Genomic DNA, 14,861 nt, shown 5'->3' on the forward strand with positions numbered 1-14,861 from the left:
GTCGCGCTTGCCGGGCATGAAATTAATGGGGTTGTGCTGGCAGGTCTTCAGCGCTAAGCCCGGTAATTCTGAGTATTGTTAATCTGTCGATACCATCCGCTAGCATGGTCGTCGCGATGCGCAAAGCTTCCTCTCGTTTGCCCGTTTGTAACCCCTCTTGTAATCCTTTCCGATGGCCTTCCTGAAGGCCATTAAGATGCCCTTCCTGTCGTAATCTTTCGGCGATAGTCATCAACTTGTCCTTATGTTGGGGTAAACGTTCGGCGATTTCATGAATAAACTCGCCAAAATGCACGGTGTCTCCGGCTTGCATCAGGTAATTAAACAAGGCTTTCAACTGGCTGTCATTAGCGTGTCCTTTAACAAGCAGGATGGCCAGTTTTTCTACCAGCCCCATCAAATCGCGTTTACGGATATGTTTTTGGATGAGTTCCAACAGCGCCATCCGGCGATGCTGCATAATCTCGTCATCGGGCACAACGGTGATATCGATCAGTGGAAATGCGGTGCTATAAAGCTGTCTGGCGGACTCCGGGTCATCAAACTCGTCCAGCCAACAAAGTGAATAGGGGTATGGGCTTGCTGCACCATGATAAAAAAGTAGGGGGATTACCAGAGGCAGCTTCTTATGTCCCGCATCCAGATGACGCTGCATTACCGCAATGGCATAGCGTATTAGCCGAAATGCCATGTGAGCATCGGCGCTGCTTTGATGTTCAATAATGGTGTAAATGTAACCATCACCTTCGCGGGTAGCTGGCTGGAGGATAGATCTTTTTTGCTGAAATAATGAAATCTATGTGGAATCCATTACGCAAAAAAGCCGGATATCTGCATAAACGAATTATCCGGCCTGGACGTTTGCATCATTTGTAGGCCGGATAAGCGTAGCGCCATCCGGCAAAGAGCATCTGATTAGCGCAAAGCCCACCACTCGCGCAGGCAGGCTTTACCTTCCGGGCAACTTTTGCAGCTTCCGGAAAGACACCCGTCGGCATCTTCCTGAATCCGCACCGCTTTGCCCATCTTTTCTAACTGATTCAGCATGGCGTCAATCATGGGCTGCGGGGTATGCAGCGTGTGGCTTATTTGTGTCGCCTCCATGCGCCCCCGCAAAGCCAATAAATCACGAACCTGAATAAGTGATGCCATTGTCGATAACCTTAGTGGCAATCGCCAGTCGTGCTGGAACAGCAGGAACTCGCCGTTCTGTTGGTTGCCAGCAGTGCGAGGTCCACGCGGCTGCGAGCTCGACGCAGCAGGCCCAGTAACACGATGTTAAACAGGATGACCGCTAAAATGCACACCAGGCTGTAGGTCGGGTGCTCTTTGTAGCTGACCGTCTGATAAAACAGCGTCGACAGAGAGTAGGCGATATTCAGGCCCCACAGAATCGAGAAACTCATCCAGCCACGGCTGGATTCACGTGCGATAGCGCCCATCACTGAAATGCACGGCACATACAGCAGAACAAAGATCAGGTAGCTGTACGCGGCGGCGGCGCTGCCAAATTTCTCGCCCATCACGCCCATTGCGCCCGTCGCCATTTCGCCGTCGCCCTTGCTGGCTTCGATAGGGTTAGCCAGTACGCTCAGGCTGAAGGTGTCTTTCAGGCTTTGCCAGGTTTCATCCACTGCGCCGAGCAGCTCGTCACCAAGGTGGAAATCTGCCGGGTTGAACTCTTCTTCCTGAATGTTTTCCGCGGTATAGAGCGTGTTCAGCGTACCCACCACCACTTCTTTCGCCATCGCGCCGGTGAACAAACCTACGGTTGCCTGCCAGTTATCTTCGTGAACGCCAATCGGTTTAAACACTGGAGTAATAACACGGCTAACGGAGGCCAGAGCTGAGTCGTTGATGTTATCGACGATTTTCCCGCTCAGCGAGAAACTGTTAAACGCGCTGAGGAAAATGCTGACGATGATGATGACTTTACCTGCACGCAGAACGAAGCCTTTCAGGCGTTGCCAGGTCTGAATAATCAGACTCTTGATGTGCGGCACGTGGTATACCGGCAGCTCCATCACGAACGGCGTTGCTTCACCACGCATGATGGTGTGTTTGAGCATCAGGCCCGTCAACACAGCCATCACGATACCCAGTACGTACAGCGAGAAGACCGCCAGTGCGCCGTTCTGACCAAAGAACGCCGCGGCAAAGACGGCGAAAATCGCCAGACGTGCGCCGCAGGACATAAACGGCGCCATCATGATGGTCATCAGACGCTCACGCGGGGCGTCCAGCGTACGTGCGCCCATCACGGACGGTACGTTACAGCCAAAGCCGACGATCAGCGGGACGAACGATTTGCCCGGCAGTCCCAGCGCCTGCATCAGACGGTCCATCACAAACGCGGCGCGCGCCATGTAGCCGGAGTCTTCAAGGAAGGAGAGGAACAGGTACATCATGCCGATTTGCGGTACCAGCGGCAGCACGGTGTTAATCCCGCCGCCAAGGCCCTGGGCCAGGAAGATAGTGAGCCAGTCCGGGAAGTGCAGCGTGTAGCCAATCCACTGAATACCATGGATAAAGAGTGCTACGGAGCCAACGTCAAACAATGGTTGCAGCGCGCCGCCGATGTTAATGGCGAGCAGGAACATCAGGTACATCACGAACAGGAAAATCGGCAGCCCGAGGAAGCGGTTGAGAACGATTTTATCTACCGCGGTGGTGAAACGGCTCGGTTCTGCCGTCAGAGTATTGCTGACGGTATCGCAGATAGCGGCAATGCACTGATAGCGCGCATCGGCGATGTGCAGCGCCGGATCGTCCATAGTCTCGCTCAGGCGTGCGATGGAGGCATCGAGATTTTGCGCGGCATCACCCGCATATGCGCGGCTGTAGATATCGCCTTCCAGCATCTGCAGGCCCAGCCAGCGGCGCTGTTTGAGCGGCATATCTTTGGCCATCGCGTCGGCGAGGGAATCCGCTTCCTGCAGCAACGGCTGGGCATAATGGACCAGCTCGACAGTGTCGTTTTCTTTGTAGCGATCGATCGCCAGCTTCAGCGCTTCAATGCCGCGGGCGCGGGTGGAAACCAGCGGAACCACCGGGCAGCCAAGACGTGCTGAGAGGGCGTCGATATCAATACGGATTTGCTGTTTTTCAGCGATATCCAGCATATTCAACGCGACGATGCAGGGGATGCCCAACTCAAGCAGTTGCAACGTCAGATAGAGGTTGCGTTCAAGGTTTGAAGCATCGACCACGTTGATCAACAGATCCGCGTCGCCGCTTAAAATATAGTGGCAGGCAATCTGCTCATCGAGAGAGGTCTGGGATGAGATTGTCGTCAGAGAATAGGTGCCGGGTAAATCCACCAGCGTGACCTGATGGTCCGTTGTGGCGAAATGACCTTCTTTACGCTCCACGGTAACGCCAGCCCAGTTGCCTACACGCTGGCGCGCGCCGGTGAGTTGGTTGAATAAGGTTGTCTTGCCGGAATTAGGATTACCAATTAAACCAATGGTTAGTTTTTTCATTTTTATAGACTCACTGTATTAACAGGAAACCGCTTCCACTTCTAATAACGCCAAATCCTTTTTACGCAATACCAGACTTACGCGACGCGTTTCGATATGGATAGGATCGCCGAGCGGGGCGACGCGTACCACGTTGAAGGAGGAGCCGGGCAGCATGCCAAGTGACAACAGTTTCTGACGATAAGCCGGGCTGATTTCACGGGCAAAGCCGGTAATTTTCCACGCACTGTCAGGAGTGAATTGCATAGGGACCTACTTATATCTCGCTAACTGGATGATTACCTCATGGGGCGACAGGGCGGCATGAGACCAGATGATTAGCCAACGTAAGGAAAGAGTAAATAATCAACAAAACAATGATAATGAGAATGGTTTCTATCATCAATAGAATAAATGTGACGGAATGTACAATTGGATAATAATTTGAGCCAATTTTGATATTCCTCAATATTTATTCTGGTAGGGAAAGAATGGTTCGCGGAGGTAATTATTGAGAATCTTAATGTTTAATTAAGGTTTCATCTGTTAATAAAGTGATAAATATATTGTGGTGAAAAGCGGGGGATATATTAAATATGCCGGATAAGGTATTGATTCCGTCATCCGGCACACGGTTTAAACTTAGCGCTTTTTACCCATTGCCGCCGCCAGCGCATCCATCATCGCGCTGTTGCCCGCAGGCTGGGCGTCACGACCACGCGGTTTCGCCGCTTTTGGCGCTGGGCGATTGCCCTGAGTGCGATCGTTATTCCCGCCGCCGCGACGCGCATTGGTTTCACCCGGCTGCTCGTCCAGACGCATGGTCAGCGCGATACGCTTACGTTGCAGGTCCACTTCCAGCACTTTCACCTTCACAATGTCGCCCGCTTTCACCACGGTGTGTGGATCGTCGACGAACTTATTCGACAGCGAAGAGATATGCACCAGGCCATCCTGATGAACGCCGATATCAACAAACGCGCCGAAATTGGTGACGTTGGTGACCGCCCCTTCCAGGATCATTCCCGGCAGCAGATCGTTCATGGTTTCGACACCATCGGCAAACTGCGCGGTTTTAAATTCAGGACGCGGATCGCGACCCGGCTTTTCCAGCTCTTTGATGATGTCGGTGACGGTCGGCACCCCGAAGCGTTCGTCAGTAAAATCGGCGGCTTTCAGATTGCGCAGTTCGTTGCTGTTGCCCATCAGGTCACGCAGCGATTGCTCGGTAGCGGCCAGAATGCGTTCCACAATCGGATAGGCTTCCGGGTGAACGGTGGAGGCATCCAGTGGGTTATCGCCATGGTTGATGCGCAGGAAGCCTGCGCACTGTTCAAAGGCTTTTGGCCCCAGACGGCTGACTTTCAGCAGTTGCTGACGGTTCTGGAACTGACCGTTCTCATCGCGCCAGGCGACGATGTTTTGCGCCATCATGCGTGTCAGGCCGGCCACGCGGGTCAACAGCGGAACGGAAGCGGTATTTAGATCGACGCCGACGGCGTTCACACAGTCTTCCACCACCGCGTCCAGCTTACGCGCCAGTTGTGTCTGGCTAACGTCGTGTTGATACTGGCCCACACCGATCGATTTCGGATCGATTTTCACCAGCTCAGCCAGCGGATCCTGCAGACGACGGGCGATAGACACTGCGCCACGCAATGAAACGTCGAGATCCGGGAACTCTTGCGCCGCCAGCTCGGAAGCCGAGTAAACCGATGCCCCGGCTTCGCTGACGATCACTTTCTGCGCGGTGACTTTCGGGAACTGTTTCTGCACGTCGAGGAAGAAGCGCTCGGTTTCGCGCGACGCTGTACCGTTACCAATCGCCACCAGCTCAACGTTGTATTTTTCACACAGCGCCGCAACGGCAACGGCGGCTTTGGCGGCCTGACCGGTGTGTGGATAAATGGTGTCGGTCGCGACCAGCTTACCGGTACCGTCAACAACCGCCACCTTCACGCCGGTACGCAGGCCGGGATCGAGGCCCATGGTGGCGCGCAGGCCGGCCGGAGCCGCCATCAGCAGGTCATGCAGGTTACGGGCAAAGACGTTGATTGCTTCATCTTCCGCGCGTTCGCGCACGGTGCCCATCAGTTCGGTTTCGAGGTGCATCAGCACCTTAATTCGCCATGTCCAGCTTACAACGCCTTTACGCCAGCTGTCTGCCGGTGCGTTGTTCAGTCGCAGGCCAAGGTGATCCTGAATGATTTGCTCGCCGTGGCTCTCTTTCGGTGGCTCATCGAACTGCGGATCGGCATTCAGCGAAAGCTGAAGCACGCCCTCGTTACGGCCACGGAACATGGCCAGCGCACGGTGGGATGGCACGGTAGAGATCGGTTCGTGGTGATCGAAGTAGTCGCGGAATTTCGCGCCTTCCTCTTCTTTACCGCTTACCACGGTGGAAACCAAATGCGCGTTCTTCCACAGATAGTCACGCACTTTCGCCAGCAGCGCGGCATCTTCAGCGAAGCGTTCCATCAGGATGTAACGTGCGCCGTCGAGGGCCGCTTTGGTATCCGCCACGCCGTTGTCGGCGTTGAGATATTTAGCGGCTTCTGTTTCCGGGTCGTGAGACGGCTCGTTCCACAGCAGGTCTGCCAGCGGCTCAAGGCCTGCTTCAATGGCGATCTGCCCACGGGTACGGCGCTTAGGTTTGTACGGCAGATAGAGATCTTCGAGTTCGGTCTTACTTAACGTGCCGTTGATCGCTTTCGCCAGGTCGTCGGTCAGTTTGCCTTGCTCGCCGATAGATTTCAGGATTGCCTGACGGCGGTCTTCCAGTTCACGCAGATATCCCAGACGGGTTTCCAGATTACGCAGTTGCGTATCGTCCAGACCGCCGGTGATTTCCTTACGATATCGTGCGATAAACGGCACGGTGTTCCCTTCGTCAAGCAGGCGAACGGCAGCTTCTACCTGTTCAGCACGAGCCTGAATTTCACCTGCGATAATGCGGCAGAAAGAATCATTCATCATGGATAGCTTCGTCTATAGGATAAAAAATCAGGGGATAGTTATACGGATTGACTGACAAAAATGCCAGCCATCTGCCGGGGCTTCGGATTGTTCCGGTCTCACTTAACGTATTCAATCTCGTTCACGTACCAGCTGGCTTCGCCACCAGGAGTGTTTACTACTGCGAGATCGCCGACTTCTTTTTTCAGCAGCGCTCGCGCCATTGGTGAGTCGATAGAGATGTAATCTTTACGACCGAAGATCTCATCGTAGCCAACAATACGGAATTTGCGGATGTCGCCATCGTCATTTTCAATCTCAACCCATGCGCCAAAGAAGACTTTGCCCTCCTGCTGCGGGGAGTAATCGACGATTTTCAGATTCTCCATGCACTTGGTCAAATATCGGACGCGGCGGTCGATCTCACGCAGGCGCTTTTTATTATACTGGTAGTCGGCATTTTCGCTGCGGTCACCCAGACTTGCGGCCCAGGTAACTTTTTTGGTGACTTCCGGGCGCTCTTCACGCCAGAGATAATTCAGCTCTTGTTTGAGTTTTTCATACCCTTCACGGGTTATCAGGGGCGTTTTCATCTTATTGTTTTACCTTCGACTCTGTGATGATGCGCACAATTAGTATTACGTGAGCATATCAACAGAATAAATAATGTATTGCGAGAAACATTGTATACTTAAGCTGCTGTTTAATATGCTTTGTAACAATTTAGCCTGGAATTCATACCAGAATTCGCTGGTGACTCACGTTAGCTTTCTTAAGAATATACACTTAATTGTTGCGAACCTTTGGGAGTAATAACAATGCAAGAGAACTATAAGATTCTGGTGGTCGATGACGACATGCGCTTACGTGCGCTTCTGGAGCGTTATCTGACCGAGCAGGGCTTCCAGGTTCGAAGCGTCGCAAACGCTGAGCAGATGGATCGTCTGCTGACCCGTGAGTCTTTCCACCTGATGGTGCTGGATTTAATGTTGCCGGGAGAAGATGGCCTGTCTATTTGCCGTCGCCTGCGCAGCCAAAGCAACCCGATGCCGATCATTATGGTCACGGCGAAGGGCGAAGAAGTGGACCGTATTGTAGGACTGGAAATCGGCGCTGACGATTACATTCCGAAACCGTTTAACCCGCGTGAGCTACTGGCACGTATTCGCGCAGTCCTGCGCCGTCAGGCGAATGAACTGCCGGGCGCGCCTTCTCAGGAAGAAGCGGTCATTGCGTTTGGTAAGTTCAAACTGAACCTCGGTACGCGTGAAATGTTCCGTGAAGATGAGCCTATGCCGCTCACCAGCGGTGAGTTTGCGGTGCTGAAAGCACTGGTCAGCCATCCGCGTGAGCCGCTGTCCCGCGACAAGTTGATGAACCTCGCCCGTGGTCGTGAATATTCTGCGATGGAACGTTCTATCGACGTCCAGATTTCCCGTCTGCGTCGCATGGTGGAAGAAGATCCGGCGCATCCACGCTACATTCAGACCGTATGGGGTCTGGGCTACGTCTTCGTTCCGGACGGTTCTAAAGCATGAGGCGAATGCGCTTCTCGCCACGAAGTTCGTTTGCCCGCACGTTATTGCTCATCGTCACCTTGCTGTTTGCCAGCCTGGTGACGACTTACCTGGTAGTGCTGAACTTCGCGATTCTGCCGAGCCTCCAGCAGTTTAATAAGGTCCTGGCCTACGAAGTTCGTATGCTGATGACCGATAAACTACAGCTGGAGGACGGTACGCAACTGGTGGTGCCGCCCGCATTCCGTCGGGAAATTTATCGTGAGCTGGGTATTTCCCTCTATTCCAACGAGGCCGCTGAAGAAGCCGGACTGCGTTGGGCGCAGCACTATGAATTCTTAAGCCATCAGATGGCGCAGCAGTTGGGTGGCCCAACGGAAGTCCGCGTTGAGGTAAACAAAAGCTCGCCGGTTGTGTGGCTGAAAACCTGGCTGTCGCCCAACATCTGGGTACGTGTTCCGCTTACGGAAATTCATCAAGGCGATTTCTCTCCGCTGTTCCGCTATACGCTGGCGATTATGCTGCTGGCTATCGGTGGCGCGTGGCTGTTTATCCGTATCCAGAACCGACCGTTGGTGGATCTTGAACATGCGGCGCTGCAGGTGGGGAAAGGTATCATTCCACCGCCGTTGCGGGAGTATGGCGCTTCAGAGGTGCGCTCCGTAACCCGAGCCTTTAACCATATGGCCGCAGGTGTGAAGCAGTTGGCCGATGACCGTACGCTGTTAATGGCGGGCGTGAGCCACGATTTACGTACTCCGCTGACGCGTATTCGTCTGGCAACGGAAATGATGGGCGAAGAGGACGGTTATCTTGCGGAGTCCATCAATAAGGACATCGAAGAGTGTAACGCCATCATCGAGCAGTTCATCGATTACCTGCGTACCGGTCAGGAGATGCCGATGGAGATGGCGGATCTGAACTCGGTGCTGGGTGAAGTGGTTGCGGCAGAAAGCGGCTATGAACGTGAAATCGAAACTGCGCTGCAGCCTGGCGCCATTCAGGTGAAGATGCACCCGCTGTCGATCAAGCGTGCGGTTGCCAATATGGTGGTTAACGCCGCCCGCTACGGCAACGGCTGGATTAAGGTCAGTAGCGGTACGGAGACGCATCGCGCCTGGTTCCAGGTAGAAGATGATGGTCCGGGCATCAAGCCGGAGCAGCGTAAGCACCTGTTCCAGCCATTTGTCCGCGGCGACAGCGCGCGCAGTACCAGCGGCACGGGGCTGGGTCTGGCGATTGTGCAACGTATTATCGATAACCATAACGGCATGCTGGAGATTGGTACCAGTGAACGTGGTGGGTTGTCGATTCGTGCATGGCTTCCGGTTCCTTTCACTCGCGCGCAGGGTATCACGAAAGACGTATAAGAAAGGGAGGCGAAATGCCTCCCTTTGTTTACGGGATACAGAGTAAAACCTCTGGCTTAAATTGCTTTTAATTGATTAATTATAAATGGATTTTTTTGAATTAATAAAAGCAGTTTTCTTGGTGCACCAGTCGGCTGGCGTCGTTTCGTTTCCCAGCTTTTAACCAGGTCATAACTCACGCCAACAGCTATGGCAAAATCCTGTTGGCGTAACCCTGTTGCTTCGCGGATGGCTTTAACATCAATTTCGCTAAAGGTATGTACATGTTCAGGCTTAGGTGTTTCTTCACCTTTCTCTATACGCACCATTTCTTCTGCACTGGCCAGCAAATCGGCAAATAATTCGTCTTTCATTTTGGCCTCACCACACCGGATAGCGGTGTCCTGATGATTAAAATTCCCATGATTAAATCAGCATATTGGATAAGTGCATTAAAACTCTTTTTTGCTCTTCGGTTAAATCATCCTGTTCATTTTTAGGATAGAGCAAAGCGAGATAGATTCGACCTTTGCGCGTCACGTTGTAATAGATAACCCTAATACCGCTGCGTTTGCCCATACCAGAGCGACTCCAGCGAATTTTTCTGAATCCACCTGTACCAGCGATAGTACCTCCAGCCTCAGGGTTCTCTATAAGCGCCTCTTGAAAAGCGCGAAACTCATCGTCAGGCAAAAGTAACGGACGGCGTTTACTAAATCCTTGTAGCTCAATAAATGTGAACATAGCGCGTCCTGCGCATGGGGTTGATAGTACAGATTATAGGTGTACCGAGTACATTTTAAAAGATAAACACAATAAAAAACCCCTTACCCTCTCGGATAAGGGGCTATATAACGAATCAAAAATTACAGCTTCGGTCCGGCGCTAACCAGCGCTTCACCCGCAGGGGTGTCGGTGTATTTCTCGAAGTTCTCGATAAACAGTTTCGCCAGTGCATTGGCTTTTTCCTGCCACTGCTCTGGAGACGCGTAGGTATTACGCGGATCGAGAATGCGCGTATCCACGCCCGGCAACTCGGTCGGGATAGCCAGGTCAAACATCGGCAGACGGAACGTTTCTGCGTCATCCAGCGAACCGTTCAGGATGGCGTCAATAATCGCACGGGTATCTTTGATAGAGATACGTTTGCCAGTACCGTTCCAGCCGGTGTTAACCAGATACGCCTGCGCACCTGCTGCCTGCATACGTTTCACCAGCACTTCAGCATACTGCGTTGGGTGCAGAGACAGGAATGCTGCGCCGAAGCAGGCAGAGAAGGTTGGGGTCGGTTCGGTAACGCCGCGTTCGGTACCGGCCAGTTTGGCGGTGAAGCCAGACAGGAAATGGTACTGAGTTTGATCTGCTGTCAGGCGAGAAACCGGCGGCAGCACGCCAAATGCGTCGGCAGTCAGGAAGATCACTTTGGTAGCATGACCCGCTTTTGACACTGGCTTAACGATATTATCGATGTGATAAATCGGGTAGGAAACGCGGGTGTTTTCAGTTTTGGAACCGTCGTCGAAGTCGATGGAACCATCTTCGCGCACGGTGACGTTTTCCAGCAGCGCGTCACGACGGATCGCGTTGTAGATTTCCGGCTCGGCATCTTTAGACAGTTTGATGGTCTTCGCGTAGCAACCGCCTTCGAAGTTAAACACGCCGTCGTCATCCCAGCCGTGTTCGTCATCGCCAATCAGGCGGCGTTTCGGATCGGTGGACAGCGTTGTTTTACCGGTACCGGACAGGCCAAAGAAGACTGCCACATCACCTTTTTCCCCGACGTTTGCCGAGCAGTGCATGGAGGCAATGCCTTTCAGCGGCAGCAGGTAGTTCATCACGGAGAACATACCTTTCTTCATTTCGCCGCCGTACCAGGTGCCGCCAATCAGCTGGATACGCTCAGTCAGGTTGAAAGCCACGAAGTTTTCAGAGTTCAGACCCTGCTCTTTCCATTGTGGGTTGGTGCACTTAGCGCCGTTCATCACGATGAAATCCGGTTTAAAATCAACCAGCTCTTCGTCGCTTGGGCGGATGAACATGTTTTTGACGAAATGCGCCTGCCAGGCAACTTCGGTAATGAAGCGCACGGAAAGACGGGTATCGGCGTTAGCGCCGCAGAATGCATCAATGATAAACAGGCGCTTGCCGGAAAGTTGCTGGGTAACTAATCCTTTCAGATGCTGCCAGGTTTCCGGGGAGAGCGGTTTGTTGTCGTTCTTACCTTTACCTTTGTCTGACCACCAGAGCGTGTCGCGCGTGGTGTCGTCACGGACAATGTACTTATCCTTTGGCGAACGTCCGGTAAAGATACCGGTATCAACGGCAACGGCGCCCAGATTCGTTAACACGCCACGTTCATAACCTTCCAGGTTTGGATCAAGTTCTTCCTGGAAAAGCGTGTCGTAGTCTGGATTGTAAACGATATCCTGAACGTCATTGATACCATAAGCCTTGAGATCTTGCGGGGTTAAACTGTTGTTCACACGCATTTCACTGCTCCTTAGCCAATATGTATTACCTGGAATAGTAAGGTTTTTTAGGGATTGCTAACCGCGACAAGGCTCATAGATTTACGCATCCGGGAAAATCACGGGTTACCGAATACGCTGCGACTCCTGTCACAAAGAGGCGGATATTATGGCAGGAAACCCTTTTTTGTTGTGGAAAATGTTCTTAAAACGTTAATGAAGAGTGTTTTTGGCGGGAATCTTGTGAGTGTAATCGCATTCACGTAAGAAAATAACGTAACTCATACATATACAATATCGATTCACTTCCCGTCGCGTTAGTCTGAAATCAGCCTACCAATGCTCAAAATTGTGAAGTTGATGCGATAATTAGCTTTTCCCTTCATTCTGGAAACTGACATGGATAGTCCTGAAATTTCACGTACGACGCGTTTGGGCATGATATTTATCGGCCTGCTGCAGGGGGCATTATGCTACCTGCTGATGACATATCTGGTGCCCCATAACGACGGCTGGCTGTTCTATGGCATGCCTGCGACGATTGCGATCACCTCGGCACTTTTGCTTACTGTCGTTTCTTTCAAACAACGCGCGCTGTGGTACTGGATGGCGCTGATCTTTGTTGTGGTGCTGGCGATGAGCGTCTGGCTAAAGTGGCAAGTCGAGGACAGTGATAAGTGGCGGCAACATGAAGTTTTTATGTTCTACGGTTGGCGCTTACTGCTGATGGCGATGCTTGCCTTGCCCTGGATTCAGTACTCGCTTCGCGCGTCCCGCCAACAGACACGCTATGCGCAATTTTATACACAATTGTGGCTTAACACGCTGACGCTGCTGATTGTGTTCATTTCCAACGGGTTGTTCTGGCTGGTGCTCCTGCTATGGAGCGAGATGTTTAAGCTGGTCGGTATTCCCTTCTTCAGCACGCTCTTCTTTGATACCGACTGGTTTGGCTATGTGGCCTTTGGTCTGATTACCGCACTGGCAGTGGTACTGGCTCGTACACAGTCGCGTTTGGTCACGGCGGTACAAAAATTACTGACGTTTATTGCCACCGGTCTGTTACCTCTGGTCGCGCTGTTGGCGCTGATGTTCATACTGACCTTGCCCTTCACCGGACTGGAGGCTATTTCGCAACGCGTGTCTGCGGCCGGGTTGATGTCAACGCTGACGCTGCTCCTGTTGCTGTTGATGGCTATCGTGCGTGAACAGCAAAAAGAGGCATTACCCTATCCTGGCGCGTTACGCTACCTGAGCAAATGCTCTCTGATTGTCGCGCCCATCTATACGCTGATTGCCGGTTGGTCACTGTGGGTGCGAATACAGCAGTACGGTTGGACGCCTGAGCGTTTGTATGGCGTGCTGGTGGTCGTGGTACTGCTGGTATGGTCGTTTGGCTATCTGGCCAGCATTTTACGCCGCGGGCGCAATCCGCTTGAGCTTCAGGGGCCGGTCATTCTTGGCGTTTCGTTGCTGGCGTTGGGGCTGTTGGTTCTGCTGTCGTCGCCGGTTATTGATGCATGGCGTATCAGCGTTAACAGCCATATGGGGCTGTATCACAGCGGGAAAATCAAACCGGATCAGGTCAGCCTGTATATGTTGGATCACAGCGGAAAACCGGGGCGCGCAGCGTTGGAAGCATTACAAAAAGATGTGGCGTTTAATCAAGACAGTAAGCGCAGACGCGACTTGAATTCTCTGCTGCAAGGGAGCCGGGATCCGGTTAAAGAGCTAACCGCAACACAGTTAGTATCGAAGGTTGTGATTGCTCCGGGGAGCGAGAAGCCAGACGATGCGTTCTGGACGTTTGTCAAAGCACAGGGGTATCGCATCACCTCTTGTGCTGAGCAGAATGCGTGCGTATTGGTGAGTCAGGACCTCAATGCGGATGGTCATCCTGAGCAGGTGCTATATGCTTTTGGCGATGGGGAGAGTCTGGTCTTCGGCATGCAGAAAAACAAATGGGATTTGTTAGCTGTTGCCAGGCTACCTGAAGGATTCAATAAGGATAAATTGCTGCAGGCGGTGGCGAATCAGCAACTGGGTTCAGCCCCCAGAATCTGGCGGAATATCACTATTGATGGCAAAAGACTACCGATGACTTATTACACCGAGTGAGTGTGTTGCCGACCGCGTTTTTGCCGGATAGCAGCGCGAACGGCTTATCCGGCCTACGACAGTTTTTCCGTAGGCCTGATAAGCGCCGCGCCTTCAGGCAAGACGGTGATTAATGCACCTGTGGATCGGCAGGAGAGGCGTTGCTGCGGATCTCTGCAATATCCATGGCGTTAAACAGATAGTGGCTACCGCAGTAATCGCAGTGCATATCGATCTCGCCTTCTTCCGCCAGAATGCTGTCAACTTCTTCGTCCGGCAACGTTTTCAGTGCGCCTGCGCAGCGTTCGCGTGAACAGGTGCATTTGAACTCAACGTCCTGCGGATCGTAGAGAGTAACCTCTTCTTCGTGGTATAAGCGCCACAGCACTTCGTTGGCCGGCAGCGTCAGCAGCTCTTCGGCCTTGATGGTTTCGGTCAGGGCGGTCAGGTGATCGAAATCATCTGCCTGTGCGTTTTGCGCCGGCATCACTTGCAGCAGCATTCCGCCAGCAGCGGGTTTGCCATCAACGTCGCCAGTGCGGATGAACAGGCGTGTCGGCAGCTGTTCGGAACGCATGAAGTAGTCTTCCAGACAGGCTGCCAGCGTGTCACCTTCCAGACCGACCACGCCCTGATAACGCTCGCCTTCTTCCGGAGTAATGGTGATCACCAGGTAGCCGTTGCCCACCAGGGTTTTCAAATCGGCATCTTCAGGAATATCACCCTGCATGCGGGCCACGCCGCGCATCTGCTGATTGTTGTTGCCGTTGATGACGGCCAGGCTCAGCGGACCATCACCCTGCAACTGCACAGTGATATCACCGGCAAACTTCAGCGTAGCGGTGAGCAGGCTGGTGGCAACCAGCAGCTCAGCCAGTACGTTTTTGACCGGCTGCGGATAAGTATGATTTTCGAGGATCTGTTGCAGGGTTTCCGAAACGGTCACCAGCTCGCCGCGCACGGCAAAGTTTTCAAACAGATAACGATGTAATTGGTCATGTTGCGGCATAATCA

Annotated in this window: 12 protein-coding genes and 1 pseudogene; 3 read left to right on the top strand and 10 right to left on the bottom strand. The window is 52.8% G+C overall.

The window, feature by feature from the left end; genetic code table 11:
- Positions 1-22: 22 nt before the first annotated feature.
- The 6 genes and pseudogenes from G4551_RS01495 to greB all read right to left on the bottom strand — a co-directional run.
- Positions 23-754, bottom strand: a pseudogene (locus G4551_RS01495) (Rpn family recombination-promoting nuclease/putative transposase); the annotation flags it as partial.
- Between the two features lie 161 nt (positions 755-915).
- Complete coding sequence (feoC, locus tag G4551_RS01500; protein ID WP_003023516.1) at positions 916-1,152, bottom strand: [Fe-S]-dependent transcriptional repressor FeoC; 237 nt, start codon at positions 1,150-1,152, stop codon at positions 916-918.
- Positions 1,153-1,163: 11 nt separating this feature from the next.
- Positions 1,164-3,482, bottom strand: coding sequence for a Fe(2+) transporter permease subunit FeoB (gene feoB / locus G4551_RS01505; protein WP_003023518.1), 2,319 nt, complete (start codon positions 3,480-3,482; stop codon positions 1,164-1,166).
- Positions 3,483-3,500: 18 nt separating this feature from the next.
- Complete coding sequence (gene feoA / locus G4551_RS01510) at positions 3,501-3,728, bottom strand: ferrous iron transporter A (RefSeq protein WP_003023519.1); 228 nt, start codon at positions 3,726-3,728, stop codon at positions 3,501-3,503.
- 375 nt (positions 3,729-4,103) lie between these two features.
- Positions 4,104-6,437 (bottom strand): Tex family protein, encoded by a 2,334-nt coding sequence (locus G4551_RS01515; RefSeq protein WP_003023521.1) that lies wholly within the window; start codon positions 6,435-6,437, stop codon positions 4,104-4,106.
- A 98-nt stretch (positions 6,438-6,535) separates the two neighbouring features.
- Positions 6,536-7,009 carry a transcription elongation factor GreB gene (gene greB / locus G4551_RS01520; protein ID WP_003023524.1) on the bottom strand — a complete coding sequence of 158 codons (474 nt, stop codon included), beginning with the start codon at positions 7,007-7,009 and terminating at the stop codon, positions 6,536-6,538.
- Positions 7,010-7,234: 225 nt separating this feature from the next.
- Between greB and ompR the strand changes: the two genes are divergently transcribed.
- Both ompR and envZ read left to right on the top strand, forming a co-directional pair.
- Positions 7,235-7,954, top strand: a complete 720-nt coding sequence (gene ompR, locus G4551_RS01525; RefSeq protein WP_001157751.1) for an osmolarity response regulator transcription factor OmpR — start codon at positions 7,235-7,237, stop codon at positions 7,952-7,954.
- Positions 7,951-9,303, top strand: coding sequence for a two-component system sensor histidine kinase EnvZ (gene envZ / locus G4551_RS01530; protein ID WP_003837891.1), 1,353 nt, complete (start codon positions 7,951-7,953; stop codon positions 9,301-9,303). Before ompR ends, envZ begins: the two co-directional genes overlap by 4 nt.
- A 56-nt stretch (positions 9,304-9,359) precedes the next feature.
- Here the strand turns inward: envZ and nadS are convergent, their stop codons facing one another.
- The 3 genes from nadS to pckA all read right to left on the bottom strand — a co-directional run bounded on the left by nadS (position 9,360) and on the right by pckA (position 11,771).
- Positions 9,360-9,656: a NadS family protein gene (gene nadS / locus G4551_RS01535; protein WP_003837894.1), complete on the bottom strand. Its 297-nt coding sequence runs from the start codon at positions 9,654-9,656 to the stop codon at positions 9,360-9,362.
- A gap of 52 nt (positions 9,657-9,708) precedes the next feature.
- Positions 9,709-10,026 (bottom strand): hypothetical protein, encoded by a 318-nt coding sequence (locus G4551_RS01540; RefSeq protein ID WP_003837895.1) that lies wholly within the window; start codon positions 10,024-10,026, stop codon positions 9,709-9,711.
- Positions 10,027-10,148: 122 nt separating this feature from the next.
- On the bottom strand, positions 10,149-11,771 hold the full coding sequence (pckA, locus tag G4551_RS01545) for a phosphoenolpyruvate carboxykinase (ATP) (RefSeq protein WP_003023529.1): 1,623 nt from the start codon (positions 11,769-11,771) through the stop codon (positions 10,149-10,151).
- Between the two features lie 378 nt (positions 11,772-12,149).
- Between pckA and G4551_RS01550 the strand changes: the two genes are divergently transcribed.
- The gene (locus tag G4551_RS01550; protein ID WP_003837898.1) at positions 12,150-13,868 is read left to right on the top strand and encodes a DUF4153 domain-containing protein; all 1,719 of its coding nucleotides are present in this window, start codon (positions 12,150-12,152) and stop codon (positions 13,866-13,868) included.
- Between the two features lie 109 nt (positions 13,869-13,977).
- Here G4551_RS01550 and hslO read toward each other — a convergent pair whose 3' ends face one another.
- A complete protein-coding gene (gene hslO, locus G4551_RS01555) occupies positions 13,978-14,856 on the bottom strand; it encodes an Hsp33 family molecular chaperone HslO (protein ID WP_003023531.1) in 879 nt (292 codons plus the stop codon).
- Positions 14,857-14,861 lie beyond the last annotated feature (5 nt).

The sequence above is a fragment of the Citrobacter freundii ATCC 8090 = MTCC 1658 = NBRC 12681 genome (assembly GCF_011064845.1).
GTDB classification, from domain to species: Bacteria; Pseudomonadota; Gammaproteobacteria; order Enterobacterales; family Enterobacteriaceae; genus Citrobacter; species Citrobacter freundii.